Raw genomic sequence first — 17,495 nt, 5'->3', positions numbered from 1 at the left:
TGTTAATGAACCATTAAATGCCGTTACGACGCATTTGGACCCAGTGAGTAAACGGGATAACCATGTTCGCGCCACTCCGTAAGGAGCTGCTGCTGGGAAGCGGAGGGGACTTCGCCGCACCAGACCAGCAGCGTCTGTCCCTCAAACAGTTCCGGCCTGAGCTGGGCCAGGGAGTGGGCAAGCACGTCAACGCGCCAGCCCTGCTGGGTGGCAATCCAGGCTTCGAGCCACAGCCGGGTGGTATCGTGTACGTTCCAGCCGATCACCAGTGCATCTTTGCTGTTTTTATTCCGCGCTGAGGCAAGACAGACGGAAATATAGTTAATCAGCACGCCATCAAGCATGCTGAGCAGCGCCTGTAAGGTGGTTTGCTGACACTGAAGCCGACGCCGTAGGGGAATAAAAAGATGAGTGATCAGGGTTTGCGCCGGGTAGTCTCGACCCTGTTCTTTGATCCAGCCGCGCAGACGCTGCAAATTGCCACTCTGCAACAGCCTCAGCAGGGTTTCCTGCTGCTCGCGCCAGAGATGCTGCGTATCAGGATCGTCCTGGCTTAGAAGCGATTTTACCTTGCCGACCTGTACGCCGTTGTCGATCCAGCTTTTGATCTCGCGGATCCGGTCAATATCCGCATCGTTAAACAGGCGGTGCCCGCCGTCCGTTCTTTGCGGCTTAAGCAATCCATACCGTCGCTGCCACGCCCGTAGCGTAACGGGATTGATATCACACAGGAGTGCCACTTCACCTATTGTGTAAAGCGCCATTTTCGCCCCCAGGCTTGCGCGTCCCCAGCTTAACTGTAGACCCACTTTGCGGAACCAGGAAGATTTGATTCTTTTTTGTACAAATTATACGAAAGACAGGTTATCTCCGGCAAAAGGTGTGATGACGGACACGATTTATCGCTTTTTTGGCACGTTTCAAAGAAAGTTAACCGCTATCAGTGTATGTTACGCGTTTTTAGAATGTGCGGTTTGTGAGTATGTACGAGTTTAATCTGGTGCTGCTGTTGCTTCAGCAGATGTGCGTGTTCCTTGTCATCGCCTGGTTGATGAGCAAAACGCGCCTGTTTATCCCGCTGATGCAGGTCACCGTCCGTCTGCCGCACAAATTCCTCTGCTACGTCGTATTTTCCATATTCTGCATTATGGGGACCTGGTTTGGTCTCCATATTGAGGATTCCATCGCCAATACGCGCGCCATCGGCGCGGTAATGGGCGGGCTGCTCGGAGGCCCGGTTGTCGGCGGTCTGGTGGGGTTAACCGGCGGCCTGCACCGCTATTCGATGGGCGGTATGACGGCGCTAAGCTGCATGATCTCCACCATTGTCGAAGGGCTGCTCGGTGGTCTCGTCCACAGCTATATGATTAAGCGCGGACGGCCGGATAAAGTGTTCAGTCCCCTTACCGCCGGGGCGATCACCTTCGTGGCGGAAATGGCGCAGATGGCGATCATCCTGCTGATCGCGCGCCCGTTTGACGATGCGTTACATCTGGTCAGCAGTATTGCCGCACCGATGATGGTCACCAATACCGTAGGTGCGGCGCTGTTTATGCGCATTCTGCTCGACAAACGCGCCATGTTCGAAAAATACACCTCGGCATTTTCTGCCACCGCCTTAAAAGTTGCGGCGTCGACGGAAGGGATCCTGCGGCAGGGATTCAACGAGGAGAACAGCATGAAGGTGGCGCAGGTGCTGTATAAAGAGCTGGATATCGGGGCCGTGGCGATTACCGATCGCGAAAAGCTGCTGGCGTTTACCGGCACCGGCGACGACCACCATCTGCCGGGCAAACCGATCTCATCGGCCTATACCCTGCGCGCTATTGAAACGGGTGAAGTGGTGTATGCCGACGGGAATGAAGTGCCGTACCGCTGTTCCCTGCATCCGCAGTGCAAACTCGGCTCTACGCTGGTCATTCCCCTGCGGGGCGAAAATCAGCGCGTTATGGGCACCATTAAGCTTTACGAAGCCAAAAACCGCCTGTTCAGCTCCATCAACCGCACGCTGGGGGAGGGGATCGCCCAGCTGCTTTCGGCGCAAATCCTGGCGGGGCAGTATGAACGGCAAAAAGCGCTGCTGACGCAGTCAGAAATTAAGCTCCTGCACGCTCAGGTGAATCCGCATTTCCTGTTTAACGCGCTTAACACGCTGAAGGCAGTGATCCGCCGCGACAGCGATCAGGCCGCGCAGCTGGTGCAATTTCTGTCGACCTTTTTCCGCAAAAATTTGAAGCGTCCCTCGGAGATCGTCACCCTCGCGGACGAGATTGAGCATGTAAACGCCTATCTGCAAATTGAAAAAGCGCGCTTCCAGTCACGTTTACAGGTGTCGTTATCCGTCCCGGATGAGCTGGCGTATCAGCATCTTCCGGCCTTTACCCTGCAACCGATTGTAGAGAACGCCATTAAGCATGGGACCTCGCAGCTGCTGGGTACCGGAGAAATCATGATTTCCGCGTCCCGTTTTAACCACCATCTGGTGCTGGATATTGAAGACAACGCGGGGCTGTATGAAGCTTCCGCGTCAGGCGGTCTGGGCATGAGCCTGGTGGATAAACGCCTGCGCGCGCATTTTGGTGACGACTGCGGTATCACCGTCGCCTGTGAGCCAGACCGCTATACCCGAATTACCTTACGATTGCCGCTGGAGGAGAACGCATGTTAAGAGTGCTGATTGTTGATGATGAGCCGTTAGCACGGGAAAACCTGCGTGTCCTGTTGCAGGAGCAGAATGATATCGAGGTTGTGGGGGAATGTGCCAATGCCATTGAAGGCATCGGTGCGGTGCATAAACTGCGCCCTGACGTGTTGTTCCTCGATATTCAGATGCCGCGCATCAGCGGGCTGGAGATGGTCGGCATGCTCGACCCAGAGCACCGTCCCTATATCGTCTTTCTGACGGCCTTTGATGAGTACGCGGTAAAGGCGTTTGAAGAGCACGCGTTTGATTATCTGCTGAAACCGATTGAAGAGAAACGGCTTGAAAAGACCCTGACCCGTCTGCGCCAGGAGCGTACCGCGCAGGACGTGACGCTGCTGCCGGAGCATCAGCAGCCCCTGAAGTTTATCCCCTGTACCGGGCACAGCCGGATTTACCTTCTGCAAATGGACGACGTTGCTTTTGTCAGCAGCCGTCTGAGCGGGGTATACGTCACCAGCGCCGAAGGCAACGAAGGCTTTACCGAGCTGACCCTGCGCACGCTGGAGAGCCGCACGCCGCTGATCCGCTGCCATCGTCAGTATCTGGTGAACATGGCGCACCTGAAGGAGATCCGCCTGGAAGATAACGGCCAGGCCGAGCTGGTGTTACGTGCCGGGCAAACCGTTCCCGTCAGTCGTCGCTACCTGAAAAGTTTGAAAGAGGCGATAGGGCTGTAAAACTGGTACACTGCGCGCCATTGCATCATCGACATTCGAAGGCTCTATGCTAAGTAACGATATTCTTCGTAGCCTGCGCTACACCCTGAAAGCGAACAATAATGACATGGTGCGCATTCTTGCGCTCTCCGACATGGAATCCACGTCCGCCGGGTTCGACACCTGGATGACTAAAGAAGATGAAGAGGGTTTTGTTCGCTGCCCGGACATCATTCTGTCGGGCTTTCTGAACGGCCTGATCTACGACAAGCGCGGCAAAGATGAATCTGCTCCTGAGCTGGCGCTGGAGCGTCGGGTGAATAACAACACGGTGCTGAAAAAGCTGCGTATTGCTTTCTGCCTGAAAACTGACGACATTCTGGCGATCATGACCGAGCAGAAATTTCGCGTGTCGATGCCGGAAATCACCGCCATGATGCGCGCGCCGGATCATAAGAATTACCGCGAGTGTGGGGATCAATTTCTGCGTTATTTCCTGCGTGGGTTGACGCAGCGGGTGCATAACCAGAAGGGGTGATTTTTAGCCGGATGGCGGCTTCGCCTGACCCGGCCTACAAAACCCGTCGGCCCGTGCAAGCGTAGCGCCGCCAGGCAAAAAAAAGCCGGATTCTCATCCGGCTTTTTTATTACTTCACCTGCTGACCCGGCTTCGCGCCTTCGTCAGGGCTTAACAGGAAGATGTCTTTTCCGCCCGGGCCTGCGGCCATCACCATCCCTTCGGAGATGCCGAAGCGCATTTTACGCGGCGCCAGGTTTGCCACCATCACGGTCTGACGACCGATCAGCACCTGCGGATCAGGGTACGCGGAACGAATGCCGGAGAAGACGTTACGTTTCTCGCCGCCCAGATCCAGCGTCAGACGCAGCAGTTTGTCAGAGCCTTCCACGAACTCCGCGTTTTCGATCAGCGCCACGCGCAGGTCGACTTTAGCGAAATCATCAAAGGTGATGGTCTCCTGAATCGGATCGTCCGCCAGCGGGCCGGTCACCGGTGCGGCAGCCGCTTTCACCTCTTCTTTGGATGCTTCCACCAGCGCGTCAACCTGCTTCATCTCGATGCGGTTATACAGCGCCTTGAAGGTGTTCACCTTGTGGCCGAGCAGCGGCTGCTGGATGGCATCCCAGGTCAGTTCGGTGTTCAGGAATGCTTCCGCGCGGGCTGCCAGCTGCGGCAGAACCGGCTTCAGCCAGGTCATCAGCACGCGGAACATGTTCAGACCCATGGTGCAGATCGCCTGCAAGTCGGCGTCGCGACCTTCCTGTTTCGCCACCACCCACGGCGCCTGCTCGTCCACATAGCGGTTGGCCACGTCTGCCAGCGCCATGATTTCGCGAATGGCTTTACCGAATTCGCGGCTTTCCCAGGCCTCGCCAACCGCAGCGGCGGCGTCGGTGAAGGTTTTATACAGCTCAGGATCGGCCAGTTCGGCAGAAAGCACGCCGTCAAAGCGTTTGGCGATAAAACCTGCGTTACGGGACGCCAGGTTCACCACCTTGTTGACGATGTCCGCGTTCACGCGCTGCACGAAATCTTCCAGGTTCAGGTCGATATCGTCGATGCGGGAAGAGAGCTTCGCGGTGTAGTAGTAGCGCAGGCTGTCCGCGTCGAAGTGGTTCAGCCAGGTGCTGGCCTTAATAAACGTCCCGCGAGATTTAGACATCTTCGCGCCGTTCACCGTTACGTAGCCATGTACGAACAGGTTGGTCGGCTTGCGGAAGTTGCTGCCTTCCAGCATTGCTGGCCAGAACAGGCTGTGGAAGTAAACGATGTCTTTACCGATGAAGTGATACAGCTCGGCATCGGAATCTTTCTTCCAGTATTCGTCGAAGCTTACGGTGTCGCCGCGCTTGTCACACAGATTCTTGAAGGAGCCCATGTAGCCAATCGGCGCATCCAGCCAGACGTAGAAATATTTGCCCGGCGCGTTCGGGATTTCGAAGCCAAAGTATGGCGCATCGCGGGAGATATCCCATTGTTGCAGACCGGATTCGAACCACTCCTGCATTTTGTTCGCGACCTGCTCCTGCAATGCACCGCTGCGGGTCCACGCCTTCAGCATTTCGCTGAACGACGGCAGGTCGAAGAAGAAGTGCTCGGAGTCACGCATCACCGGCGTCGCGCCGGAAACCACGGATTTCGGTTCGATAAGCTCGGTGGGGCTGTAGGTCGCGCCGCACACTTCGCAGTTATCGCCGTACTGGTCCGGGGATTTACATTTCGGACAGGTGCCTTTAACGAAACGGTCCGGCAGGAACATGCCTTTTTCCGGATCGTACAGCTGAGAAATGGTGCGGTTTTTAATGAAACCGTTCTCTTTCAGACGGGTGTAGATCAGCTCTGACAGCTCGCGGTTTTCGTCGCTGTGTGTGGAGTGATAGTTGTCATAGCTGATGTCAAAGCCAGCAAAATCGGTCTGATGCTCCTGACTCATTTCGGCGATCATCTGTTCCGGGGAAATGCCCAGCTGCTGCGCTTTCAGCATGATCGGCGTGCCGTGGGCATCGTCCGCACAGATAAAGTTCACCTCGTGGCCGCGCATTCGCTGGTAACGGACCCAGACATCAGCCTGGATATGCTCCAGCATGTGGCCGAGGTGGATTGAGCCGTTGGCGTACGGCAGGGCGCACGTTACCAGAATTTTTTTCGCGACTTGAGTCATAGTAGGCATTACTTCTTTTAACTGTGAAAAGGGTTTTCGATATTACCAAAAGGGGCATTATTAAGTAAGCACAAACCGCGGCCTTTCAGGTAAACTTGTTTGTCTAAGGTCTTATTCACAAGAACAAAGGAGTCGGGATGAGTTCTCAATCCCAGGCCAAATCACCGGAAGCCTTACGAGCAATGGTCGCCGGGACGCTGGCTAATTTTCAGCATCCAACCCTGAAGCACAATCTCACGACGCTGAAAGCGCTTCATCACGTCGCATGGCTGGACGATACGCTTCACATCGAGCTACAGATGCCGTTCGTCTGGACCAGCGCCTTTGATGCCCTGAAAGAGCAAACCAGCTCTGAGCTGCTGCGCATTACCGGCGCAAAAGCAATTGACTGGAAGCTAAGCCACAGCATCGCCACGCTCAAGCGCGTGAAAAATCAGCCGGGCGTTAACGGCGTGAAGAACATCATCGCCGTCAGCTCTGGCAAGGGCGGGGTGGGTAAATCATCTACCGCCGTGAATCTGGCGCTTGCACTGGCGGCAGAAGGGGCGAAGGTCGGCATTCTGGATGCGGATATCTATGGCCCGTCCATTCCAAACATGCTGGGGGCGGAAAACCAGCGTCCAACTTCGCCGGACGGCACCCACATGGCGCCAATCGTGGCGCACGGTCTGGCGACCAACTCCATTGGATATCTGGTTACTGACGATAACGCGATGGTCTGGCGTGGCCCGATGGCCAGCAAAGCGCTGCTGCAAATGTTGCAGGAGACAATGTGGCCTGACCTCGATTATCTGGTGCTGGACATGCCGCCGGGCACCGGTGATATCCAGCTGACGCTGGCGCAGAACATTCCGGTTACCGGCGCCGTCGTAGTCACCACGCCGCAGGATATCGCGCTGATCGACGCCAAAAAAGGCATCGTCATGTTCGAGAAGGTAGAGGTGCCGGTACTGGGTATCGTCGAGAACATGAGCATGCATATTTGCAGCAACTGCGGGCACCATGAGCCCATCTTTGGTACCGGCGGTGCGGAGAAGCTGGCTGCGCAGTATCACACCCAGCTGCTGGGGCAGATGCCGCTGCATATTTCCTTGCGTGAAGACCTGGACAGCGGGAAACCAACGGTGGTCAGCCGCCCGGACAGCGAATTTGCCCAGATGTATCGCCAGCTTGCAGGGCGCGTTGCGGCGCAGCTCTACTGGCAGGGGGAAGTGATCCCGGGTGAAATCGCCTTCCGCGCGGTGTAACGCCTCTGCGCGTTAGTGCCGGGTGACGGCTTTGCCTTACCCGGCCTACCTCGATTTTGTAGGTCAGGTAAGCATAGCGCCACCTGACTTTACCCAAGCCGATAGTGCATCAAATAATACTCCCCGTCCGGAGAATCTCCCGTCGCTTCAATGTGCCAGCCGTGGCGATGGTAAAACGCAATAGCCCGTTCATTCTTCACCAGACACTTCAGCGCGCCTGTACTGGTAAACGTCTTCTGTACCTGTTCCAGTAACAAATGACCCACTCCCAGACGCTGATACTGCGGATCGACAAACAGGTTGTGCAGAAAATTATCGTTCGTCCAGACTGAGGCAAAGCCAAGTCGGTGCCCATCCTGCTCCGCCACCCAAATCTCTTCGTCCAGGGTTGCCGCGTCAAAATCTTCAAGCTGCCACGCAGAACTGTCCAGCCACGGCCAGGCTTCACGCCGGGCGTGGAGGAACAGCGTGCGCAGGAAAGGGCGATCGCTCTCCTGCCACGGACGGATTAGGATCGTATCAGCGGTGATAGAAAATATCTCCGTTATAGGCTTTGTAGATTTTGCCATCGGCATCGCCAATCAGAACATAATTCTCGCCCATGTAGGTCCAGTGTGTGCCGGCATCGGGCGCAGGAAGGTTACGTAGCTGGTACTGTTTGATGGTGTACTCGGGCGTCTGATACTGCGCGGGCGCGGTGTCGCCAATTTTGAACTTCGTAAAATCGGCAATAAACTCTTGTTCTTCGTAGGCCTTGATGCCGGAAGGCGCTGTCGACGCTTGCGGTGCAGCGTGCGCGGCCCCCGCCAGTGACACTAATACACCCAGAAGCAACAATTTACGCTTAGCCATTTTTTCTCCAGTCATATCGTTACTGATACTTTTTGTGTGCAGATCCGCAAACGGATGGCAGACAGTTCATTTTAAGTATCCTCACAGGGTGAGTTTGCAAAAAATGTAACAAAAGCGCACGGTTTTGTGTAGTCGCAACCGTCATTAATTATTTCTTCGATGAATAAATATTGGCTTACGCAGATAACATAATTATGGGTTTATTAATTAATTCTGAAAAAACTTTTTCAAAGCAAATTTACAAAGATCCAGGCATGCATTAAACGAATAGAACATTTAAGATTGCCCGAAACCCTCTTTCCTAATCCGTAAGTCAGACGATGCATGGCTGTAAAAGCCAGGCCGCAGGAATGCTGTGGTTTTTTTAAATATTACTGCCATCACTGTTAATTAATTTAGCGGTAAGGGGTTGTTTTAGAATGGAAAGAATCATTTCGGTACGTATTCGATAATCAATACTATAAAAAGATATTTTTACTCAATGAAAAACACAACAGTCTTTTCGATATTGTTTTTAATTATTACGCCATTATCTGGCTGCGTATTTTCACCGGGTCAGCATCTGGATCTTGCTGGAAAACAGGTGATGGCCACAGAAAATGCAAACGATCGTCTGGAGAAGCGGATTGATGTTTATCCTCTTACGCCTTCGTTAATTGAAAAATTGCGACCATCGGCCCTGAAATCTCAGGCAAATCCTAAGCTGGATGAACAGGTCAAAAACTGGGAATACCGTATCGGCGTTGGGGATATTTTGACCGTCACCGTCTGGGATCACCCTGAACTGACAACCCCGGCAGGGCAGTATCGCAGCGCCAGTGACACCGGTAACTGGGTTAATGCCGACGGTACGCTTTTCTATCCTTATGTCGGTAAATTGCAGGTGGCAGGCAAAACGGTCGCACGGGTACGCGAGGAGATCACGGCCCGGCTGAACAATGTCATTGAAAGTCCGCAGGTGGACGTCAGCGTCGCCTCTTTCCGCTCGCAAAAAGCCTATGTGACGGGCGAGGTGGTGAAGTCGGGGCAGCAGGCTATCACCAATATTCCGTTAACGGTAATGGATGCCGTGAACGCCGCAGGGGGGCTCTCTGCCGACGCGGACTGGCGCAATGTCGTGCTGACGCATAATGGGAAGGATATGCGCCTCTCGCTATATGCGCTGATGCAGCATGGCGATCTCACCCAAAATAAGCTGCTCTATCCCGGCGATATTCTGTTTGTCCCCCGTAACGATGCGCTGAAAGTGTTCGTCATGGGCGAGGTCGTTAAACAGAGCACGCTGAAAATGGATCGCAGCGGCATGACCCTGGCCGAAGCGCTGGGCAATGCGGGTGGGCTGAACCAGAATATGGCCGATGCCACCGGAATTTTTGTCATTCGTTCGCTGCCGAAAAGCGAGCGTTCAGAGAAAATTGCCAACATCTACCAGCTCAATGCTCAGGACGCATCAGCCATGGTGTTAGGCACCGAGTTTCAGCTTGAGCCTTATGACATTGTCTATGTCACCACTGCACCACTGTCCCGCTGGAATCGCGTGATATCACAGCTTGTTCCGACCATCAGCGGGGTGCATGACCTTACCGAAACGGTTCGTTACATCAGATCGTGGCCGCAATAATGTTCAAATCAATACTCGTGGTTTGCACCGGAAATATCTGCCGTTCTCCGATTGGGGAGCGGCTTTTACGCCAGCACCTGCCCGACAGACATATCGCCTCGGCGGGGATATACGGGCTTGAGGGGTGCCCGGCGGATGACAGCGCCCAGGACGTCGCCTGGCGGCATGGGATCTCCCTCGACGGTCATGTGGCGCGCCGGCTGACACGCAATCTGATGCAGGGATCCGATCTTATCCTGGTGATGGAGCCGGAACATCTTCGCTTCATTGCGGCCATGGCGCCGGAGAGCAGGGGAAAGTCGCTGCTTTTTGGGCAATGGCTGGAGCCGCAGGATATCCCCGATCCCTACCGTAAAAGCCGGGAAGCGTTTGAATATGTGTTCGGGCTATTGGGTAAAGCCAGCCAGGAATGGGCACGTCGTTTAGGTCAGAAAGGAATGAAGCATTAATGTCGTCTTACACAACAGACAATTATGGTGCAGCGGCACCCCAACAACATGAAGTCGATCTCGTTCGTTTGCTCGTCGAGATGATCGACCACCGCACGATGATTCTGTGCGTAACATTCCTGTTCACTCTATGCGCCGGTCTCTATGCCTGGGTTACGCCCCCTGTTTATCAGGCGGATGCCATGGTGCAAATAGAAAGCAAACAGGATAACAGTCTGCTTAAAGGGTTGAGTCAGCTGGGCACCGATGTTTCGCCGGATGTTGCCCCTGAAATTTTACTGCTGAAATCACGCATGATCCTCGGCGAGACCGTCGACAAATTAGGTCTGACGCAGCAGGCAAAGCAGCGCGTTTTGCCTGTGGTGGGGCGTCTCTGGCAGCGTCTGCAAGGGCGTGGGCAGGGTAAGATCACGTTAGGCGAACTCCAGATCCCGCAGGTGGAAGGCAAGGCGCAAGAGCTCACGCTGACCGTACAGGAAGCGGGAAAATATCACCTGACGGGCGAAAACATTGAGGCAGACGGTCGGGTTGGGAAAACGCTGGTCACGCAAGGGATCGTTCTGCTGGTGACGTCGATTGAGGCGACGTCAGGCACGCAATTTTCGCTTAAATCGTTGACGCGGCTGGAGACGATCAACGCCCTGAAGAAGAGCCTCACGGTTGCGGAGTCGGAGAAACAGAGTGGTATCGTGACCTTAACCCTGACGGGTGAAGATCCTGACAACATCGCCCGGGTGCTGAATGCGATTGCTGACAATTATCTTCAGCAAAATATCGCGCGCCAGGAGGCTCAGGATTCTCGTAGTCTGGATTTTTTACAAGAGCAGTTGCCGAAAATCAGAGCGGATCTGGATCACGCTGAAGCACGGCTGAATGCTTATCGGGCGCAGCGTGACTCGGTGGATCTGTCTTTAGAGGCAAAATCCGTACTGGATCAGGTAGTGAACGTTGAGAACCAGCTAAATGAGCTGACGTTCCGGGAGGCAGAGATCTCCCAGCTCTTTAAAAAGAGTCACCCTACCTATCGTGCATTGCATGAAAAGAGACAGACCCTTGAGCGGGAACGGGATCGCCTGAATAACCGTGTGTCAGCTATGCCCTCCACGCAGCAGGAGATTTTACGCCTGAGCCGCGATGTTGAGTCGGGCCGCACCATTTATTTACAGCTATTGACGCGTCAGCAGGAGCTGAATATTTCCCGCTCCAGCGCTGTCGGGAACGTGAGGATCATTGATGAGGCGGTTACGCACCCGGATCCGATAAAGCCGCGAAAAGCGTTAATCATCATTCTTGGCGCGCTGTTCGGCCTAATGCTCGCAATGGGGACCGTGCTGGTACGCCAGGCGTTCAAACGTGGGATCACGCTTTCCGAGCAGCTGGAAGCGCAGGGGCTGCCGGTTCTGGCTACGTTGCCACGTTCCCAGTGGCTGTGGAGTAAAACGCATTTGCGCAGAAAAAATCCGTTCTCTCGTCGCTGGAAACACAAAACCTCGGATGTGCCTTTCCTGCCCGTCGATCGCCCTGCTGATATGTTTGTTGAAGCGGTACGCGGGCTGCGAACCAGTCTGTATTTCGCCATGATGGAGGCTGAGAACCGCATTGTGATGATTTCTGGCCCCACTCAGGACTGCGGAAAAACGCTGGTGGCGACGAATCTGGCGGCCGTCGCCGGGCAGAGCGGTCAGCGGGTGCTGTTTATTGATGCGGATATGCGCCAGGGCTATGTTCATAATATTTTTGGCCTGGAGAACCGCTACGGATTGTCCTGCCTGCTCGAAGGGAAATGCGACTTTACAGAGGTCATTCAGCATGCTGAAAAAGCGGGAATTGACGTCATCACCTGCGGCCCGGAACCCCTGCGTCCGTTAGAATTGCTGTTAAGCGAACGCTTCCTTGACATCATGTCCTGGGTTAACGAGCAATATGACATTGTCATCATTGATACTCCGCCGGTCCTGGCCGTCACCGATGCCTCGCTGGTCGCCAGAGCAGCCGGAACAACGCTAATGGTTGCCCGTTTCGATAAAACCAGCGTGAAAGAGATGGAGAATACTGTTAAACGTCTCCAGCATGTTGGTGTGAAGGTCAGCGGCACAATCCTCAACGATATTGTTAAATCCGCAGCGCTGTTTTACAGCTCGGGGTACAGCCAGTGTGATTACGGTTATGCTTCGAGGAAAAAAGGAGACAGGCGTTAGCGCGGGAAAAACAATCCCTCTCCCGGGTGGGAGAGGGATAAGCATTACTTCGCCATCACTTCCTGCGCGGTACGCTCAACCAGAGACAGCAGGACTTTAACATCCTCCAGCGTCACGGTTGGGTTCAGCAGAGTCAGCTTCAGGCAGGTGATACCGTTATGCTCGGTCACACCGACGTTTGCACGGCCAGACTCCAGCAGCGCATCGCCAATTTTCTGGTTCAGCAGGGCAATACCGGCGTCATCCATTTGCGCCTGCGGACGGAAGCGGAACAGCACGCTTGCCAGCTGGGGTTGCATCACCAGTTCCAGAGCAGACTGCTCTTTCACGTAAGCCGCAACCTGCTGTGCCAGCGTCACGCCGTGATCGATGATTGCCGCGTATTGCTCCTGACCCAGCGCTTCCAGGCTCATCCACAGTTTCAGCGCGTCGAAACGGCGCGTGGTTTGCAGAGATTTGGAGACCAGGTTAGGTACACCTGCTTCTTCATCGAACTCAGAGTTCAGATAGGCCGCCTGATAGCGCATCAGCTCATAGTGACGCGCTTCCTTCAGCAGGAACGCACCGCAGCTGATGGTCTGGAAGAACTGCTTGTGGAAGTCCAGGGTGACGGAATCCACCAGCTCGATACCGTCCAGGTAGTGACGATACTGCTCAGACATCAGCAGCGCGCCGCCCCAGGCCGCATCAACGTGCACCCAGATATTCTGTTTCGCAGCCAGCTCAGCAATAGCACGCAGCGGATCGATAGCACCCGCATCGGTCGTACCGGCCGTGGCCACAATCGCCAGGATCTGCTCGCCGTTCGCGTTGCACTGTTCGATTTTCGCCGTCAGATCGGTGAGATCCATGCGGGAGAATTCGTCCGTTTTCACCTGCACCACGGACTGGTAGCCCAGACCCATCAGCGCCATGTTTTTCTGCACGGAGAAGTGTGCGTTTTCCGAGCACAGAACGCGGATCTTACGCAGATCGCCTGTCAGACCGTCCTGCTGAACAGAATGGCCCTGACGCGCAAAGAACGCGTCACGCGCCAGCATCAGCCCCATGAGGTTACTCTGGGTACCGCCGCTGGTGAAGACGCCTGCGTCGCCAGCCTGATAACCCACGCGGGTACGCAGCCACTCGATCAGTTTGATCTCGATGATGGTTGCGGACGGGCTTTGATCCCAGGAGTCCATACTCTGGTTGGTGGCGTTAATCAGTACTTCCGCCGCCTGGCTAACCACCAGGCTTGGGCAGTGTAGATGCGCCACGCACTGCGGGTGATGAACGGACAAGCTGTCTTTCAGGAAGAACTCCACGGCGCGTTCAATCGCCGCTTCGTTACCCAGCCCTTTCGGGTTGAAATCCAGCTTAATACGGTCGCGCAGCTCCGCGACCGTTTTGCCCTGGTACATCTCAGGCTGTTTCAGCCACTGCATCACAGCCTGAGTGCTTTGTTCAATCGCCTGCTGGTAAGCTTCAATGCTCTGCGCAGAGGAGAACAAAATTGGGTTTGAATCAGACATCGTAATCAATAACTCCGGTTACGCCGGGCTAACGCCCGCAGCAAGCAGTGCCTGCTCGAATTTATCCAGGAAGACTTTCAGCTCGTCATCGCTGATCAGCAGAGAAGGCAGCAGACGCAGAACGATACCGTTACGGCCGCCACGCTCCAGAATCAAGCCTGCTTCGAAGCACTTCTTCTGAATCAGTGCAGACAGCTCGCCGTCGCCCGGGAAGCAACCCATGTGGTCAGCGGCTTCGTGCGGCTTAACGATCTCAATACCGATCATCATGCCCAGACCGCGAACGTGACCGATAACCGGATAGCGTTTCGCCATCTCTTTCAGCTGGCCTTTCAGCCATTCGCCCTGTGCGGCCACTTTGCTCGCGATATTCTGGTCTTTCAGGATCTTCAGCGTCGTCAGACCGGTTGCCATCGCCAGCTGGTTGCCGCGGAAGGTACCGGTATGGTGGCCTGGCGCCCATGCATCGAACTGCTTTTTGATACCGAGCACGGCCAGCGGCAGACCGCCACCGACTGCTTTAGACATCACGATGATGTCTGGCTCGATACCTGCGTGTTCGAAGGCAAAGAATTTACCGGTACGGGCAAAGCCAGCCTGGACTTCGTCGAGGATCAGCAGGATACCGTGTTCCTGAGTGACTTTACGGATGCGCTGCAACCACTCAACAGGTGCCGGGTTCACGCCACCTTCACCCTGAACGGCTTCGAGGATCACCGCGGCAGGTTTACGCACGCCGCTTTCAACGTCGTTAATCAGATTTTCGAAGTAGTAGGTCAGCGCCTTCACGCCCGCTTCACCACCGATACCCAGTGGGCAACGGTACTCGTGTGGGTAAGGCATGAACTGGACTTCTGGCATCATACCGTCAACCGCTTCTTTAGGAGACAGGTTGCCGGTGACGGACAGTGCGCCGTGGGTCATACCGTGGTAACCACCAGAGAAACTGATGATACCGCTACGACCGGTCACTTTTTTCGCCAGCTTCAGCGCCGCTTCAACGGCGTCAGCCCCGGACGGGCCAGTGAATTGCAGGCAGTACTCTTTGCCCTGACCAGGCAACAGAGAGAGAAGGTATTCTGAAAACGCGTCTTTCAGCGGCGTGGTCAGATCCAGGGTATGTAACGGCAAGCCGCTGGTAATGACATTTTGGATGCTTTTCAGCACATCAGGATGATTGTGTCCAAGCGCGAGGGTGCCTGCGCCTGCTAAACAGTCAAGGTATTCTTTATTATCTGCATCGGTGATCCACACGCCTTCTGCTTTTGTGATCGCTAAAGGCAGTTTGCGCGGATAACTCCTGACGTTAGATTCAAATTCGGCCTGACGGGCCAGATAGGTTTCGTTGCTTTTGTGGGCATCTACGGTGTCAATACGGACTTTATCCGTCATCATATCACTCCTACAACCGCCGCTTCGTTATGAGCCACGATTGAATAAAAAGTTAAAAAACAGATGGGGCCTGAAAAAAACGCCGCCAATATAGAGCCTTTTGTCACCGGGCTCAATGGTTAATTTGTTTACTGTTTTGTGACACAGGGCACAGGGCAGGGAAGAACGCCGTTTGTATGGGGAAGATTGCACTTTATGCTAAATAAAAACAGCAGCTTACGTATGATTTGTCAGCATTGTAAAATCAGACAAAAGAGTGTGACAAATCGTGCGATTGGCAGGCGAAAAGGAGGCAGAGAGCCTCCTTACGCTGTTTATTTCTGACTAACGCGTAAAACGCCGTGTTCGCGTCCCTTCGTTTTATTCCATGACGCGTCCGTAATACCGTTTTCATCCAAGCTTATCGATATCACAAAACCGTTACCATGGATCTCATAGAAATTCGCATTCAGACGTTTAACGCTGGCTTTTTTGCCGTTCACGGTAGCGCTAAAAAAGCCGTTAGAAAGCGTGGCGTTAACCGTATCCGACGAGAACGAGGCTTCACGCAGGGGATCGTGAACGGATGCCGTTGGTTCGTGTTGTGCCGTGTTTTCCGCTTTGGTTTTGCTGACATCGCAAGAGCCATCGCCAGCGCTAATTTGCGTGCATCCCGAACGTTCTAATTGAGCGCGATAATGGGCGTTTATGGCGTGCGCAGGCGAGACACAACCTGCAAGCACGGTACCACTTATGACTAACATCATTAATTTTTTCATTTTATTGCCTTAAAAACGACACAAATACCAGGAGACATACATCACGCCGATCCAGATCCCGACCGAAATCAGCATTAGATACAGGGCTACCGAAATAAAAATATATTTAGACATCTTTTTGTATCAACGAAATGCTCATCCGCAAAATGAGGCTTTATACTTGTCCCGACGATTTTTTTACGCTTTAAAAGCCCATACCAATCCCAACCGAAGCGCCCATATTATTCGCAGTGTCATCTGAGAAGCTCACTTTCGCGATGACATGGGAATTAAAGTTAACGGACGCACCGACAGCAAGCGCGCTCTCACCGTTGTAAGTCGCACCACCAGCAGAGAACATGACGCGCTGATTGGTTTGCACTTGTGGCAAACCCGCCATCGCCATCGCCCCTGAAATACCGGCATTAGCCTGCTTCTTATTCTTGTCCACTTCATCACGCAGAGATTTAAATTGCTGGCTGATGTTAGTATTCATTGCCTGTAATGACTGCCTGGTGGCTTGCAGATCCTGCGTGGCGGCAGTAACAGCCAGGCTATTTTTAGCGACCTTCGCCTGGGTAGCCGTATCCAGCTGTCGTTGTGTCACGGTGGTTGTCACACCATCTTTACCGTTATGACCGTCTGCACCGTCGCGACCGTTTCTTCCCGCAATGCCTTGTGCGCCAGTATCACCCTTATCACCTTTCATACCTGTCGCGCCAGCATCGCCTTTTTCACCCTTCGCGCCAGTTACACCGGTATCCCCTTTATCGCCCTTTGCGCCAGTCGCGCCGGTATCCCCTTTATCACCTTTCGCTCCATCTGCACCGTTGATGGGTTTAGGTGCATTTTCGAGAGCAGTAAGGCGGCTATCCTGAATATTATCGACGTGTTGAAGGTTGATAATGGCTGTGCCGTTAGTCGCCACACCCTGTAAGGCCGTCTCACTTTTCAGACTGGCGGTATCGGCAAGTGCGCCAGCAAGCAACGCTTTCTGATGTGCGTCGTTAGCCATTTTATCCACGACTAACACGCCCAGTTTTGTGGACTGAAGGTCGTCGTTAACCTGCGTTAAGCGGTTATCCGTTGCGCTATCACGGTTAATACTATCAGCGTTGTTTTGTGTAATTTGATCCTGATGGTCATTTACAATATTAGTGATTTGCTGATCGTCCCAAACCGTATTCGCGGCTTCAGCCTGGCTCATTGTACCCGCTAAGACAATGCCCATTACAAAAATAGCAGTAAAGTTTTTATTCATAGATTTCATTTAAAAAGCTCACATCATTAATTATCGAAAATACTGAAGCTGAACAGCTTTATTTTTTGGATTTAAAAAACGGTTGAAGGTTGTCTAAATCTTATTTAGTAACGCGAGTGAACTATCAATTAAACGCAGATCAATGATGTTGATCTAAGTCATAAATACTATGAATAGTTCCGAGGG

15 protein-coding genes are annotated in these 17,495 nt (G+C 53.8%); 7 read left to right on the top strand and 8 right to left on the bottom strand.

The annotated features are described in order from the left end of the window. Positions 1-23: 23 nt before the first annotated feature. The gene (mlrA, locus tag DD597_RS07740; protein ID WP_003859273.1) at positions 24-764 is read right to left on the bottom strand and encodes an HTH-type transcriptional regulator MlrA; all 741 of its coding nucleotides are present in this window, start codon (positions 762-764) and stop codon (positions 24-26) included. A gap of 218 nt (positions 765-982) precedes the next feature. On the opposite strand from mlrA, the gene DD597_RS07735 reads away from it, so the two are divergent. From DD597_RS07735 to DD597_RS07725, 3 genes are read left to right on the top strand one after another with little or no spacing between them, the layout of a single operon-like run. Next, complete coding sequence (locus DD597_RS07735; protein WP_003859271.1) at positions 983-2,668, top strand: sensor histidine kinase; 1,686 nt, start codon at positions 983-985, stop codon at positions 2,666-2,668. Further along, positions 2,662-3,381 carry a two-component system response regulator BtsR gene (gene btsR, locus DD597_RS07730; RefSeq protein WP_003859268.1) on the top strand — a complete coding sequence of 240 codons (720 nt, stop codon included), beginning with the start codon at positions 2,662-2,664 and terminating at the stop codon, positions 3,379-3,381. Before DD597_RS07735 ends, btsR begins: the two co-directional genes overlap by 7 nt. A gap of 46 nt (positions 3,382-3,427) precedes the next feature. Further along, positions 3,428-3,898, top strand: coding sequence for a DUF1456 family protein (locus DD597_RS07725; RefSeq protein WP_003859267.1), 471 nt, complete (start codon positions 3,428-3,430; stop codon positions 3,896-3,898). Between the two features lie 109 nt (positions 3,899-4,007). Here DD597_RS07725 and metG read toward each other — a convergent pair whose 3' ends face one another. Beyond that, a complete protein-coding gene (gene metG, locus DD597_RS07720; protein ID WP_015572338.1) occupies positions 4,008-6,041 on the bottom strand; it encodes a methionine--tRNA ligase in 2,034 nt (677 codons plus the stop codon). Positions 6,042-6,178: 137 nt separating this feature from the next. Between metG and apbC the strand changes: the two genes are divergently transcribed. Continuing rightward, complete coding sequence (gene apbC / locus DD597_RS07715) at positions 6,179-7,288, top strand: iron-sulfur cluster carrier protein ApbC (RefSeq protein WP_003859263.1); 1,110 nt, start codon at positions 6,179-6,181, stop codon at positions 7,286-7,288. 89 nt (positions 7,289-7,377) lie between these two features. Here the strand turns inward: apbC and DD597_RS07710 are convergent, their stop codons facing one another. Both DD597_RS07710 and DD597_RS07705 read right to left on the bottom strand, forming a co-directional pair. After that, positions 7,378-7,857: a GNAT family N-acetyltransferase gene (locus DD597_RS07710; RefSeq protein WP_032609688.1), complete on the bottom strand. Its 480-nt coding sequence runs from the start codon at positions 7,855-7,857 to the stop codon at positions 7,378-7,380. Then, positions 7,808-8,140, bottom strand: coding sequence for an RcnB family protein (locus tag DD597_RS07705; RefSeq protein ID WP_003859260.1), 333 nt, complete (start codon positions 8,138-8,140; stop codon positions 7,808-7,810). The genes DD597_RS07710 and DD597_RS07705 overlap by 50 nt, the downstream gene beginning before the upstream one ends. A 481-nt stretch (positions 8,141-8,621) precedes the next feature. Here DD597_RS07705 and DD597_RS07700 point away from each other — a divergent pair, with 481 nt between their 5' ends. Genes DD597_RS07700 through DD597_RS07690 form a run of 3 tightly spaced genes read left to right on the top strand, consistent with a single transcriptional unit; the run spans position 8,622 to position 12,408 of the window. After that, positions 8,622-9,761, top strand: coding sequence for a polysaccharide export protein (locus tag DD597_RS07700; RefSeq protein ID WP_045331179.1), 1,140 nt, complete (start codon positions 8,622-8,624; stop codon positions 9,759-9,761). After that, a complete protein-coding gene (locus tag DD597_RS07695) occupies positions 9,761-10,210 on the top strand; it encodes a protein-tyrosine-phosphatase (RefSeq protein WP_003859256.1) in 450 nt (149 codons plus the stop codon). The genes DD597_RS07700 and DD597_RS07695 overlap by 1 nt, the downstream gene beginning before the upstream one ends. Continuing rightward, positions 10,210-12,408, top strand: a complete 2,199-nt coding sequence (locus tag DD597_RS07690) for a polysaccharide biosynthesis tyrosine autokinase (protein ID WP_129256074.1) — start codon at positions 10,210-10,212, stop codon at positions 12,406-12,408. Before DD597_RS07695 ends, DD597_RS07690 begins: the two co-directional genes overlap by 1 nt. A gap of 44 nt (positions 12,409-12,452) precedes the next feature. Here the strand turns inward: DD597_RS07690 and DD597_RS07685 are convergent, their stop codons facing one another. The 4 genes from DD597_RS07685 to DD597_RS25290 form a co-directional block, all read right to left on the bottom strand. Next, the gene (locus DD597_RS07685; RefSeq protein WP_129256073.1) at positions 12,453-13,919 is read right to left on the bottom strand and encodes an aspartate aminotransferase family protein; all 1,467 of its coding nucleotides are present in this window, start codon (positions 13,917-13,919) and stop codon (positions 12,453-12,455) included. A gap of 18 nt (positions 13,920-13,937) precedes the next feature. Continuing rightward, entirely contained in the window at positions 13,938-15,314 is a 1,377-nt protein-coding gene (locus DD597_RS07680; RefSeq protein ID WP_003859250.1) for a diaminobutyrate--2-oxoglutarate transaminase, read from the bottom strand. A 311-nt stretch (positions 15,315-15,625) separates the two neighbouring features. Then, on the bottom strand, positions 15,626-16,069 hold the full coding sequence (locus tag DD597_RS07675) for a hypothetical protein (RefSeq protein WP_003859249.1): 444 nt from the start codon (positions 16,067-16,069) through the stop codon (positions 15,626-15,628). A 184-nt stretch (positions 16,070-16,253) separates the two neighbouring features. Then, the gene (locus tag DD597_RS25290; protein ID WP_129256072.1) at positions 16,254-17,309 is read right to left on the bottom strand and encodes a YadA-like family protein; all 1,056 of its coding nucleotides are present in this window, start codon (positions 17,307-17,309) and stop codon (positions 16,254-16,256) included. Between the last annotated feature and the right edge of the window lie 186 nt (positions 17,310-17,495).

It is taken from the genome of Enterobacter cloacae complex sp. 677-3DZ2D5B, from assembly GCF_004136695.1.
GTDB lineage: Bacteria > Pseudomonadota > Gammaproteobacteria > Enterobacterales > Enterobacteriaceae > Enterobacter > Enterobacter hormaechei_C.
Note: the sequence above shows the minus strand (reverse complement) of the source record. Positions and strands in the feature narration are given on the sequence as shown.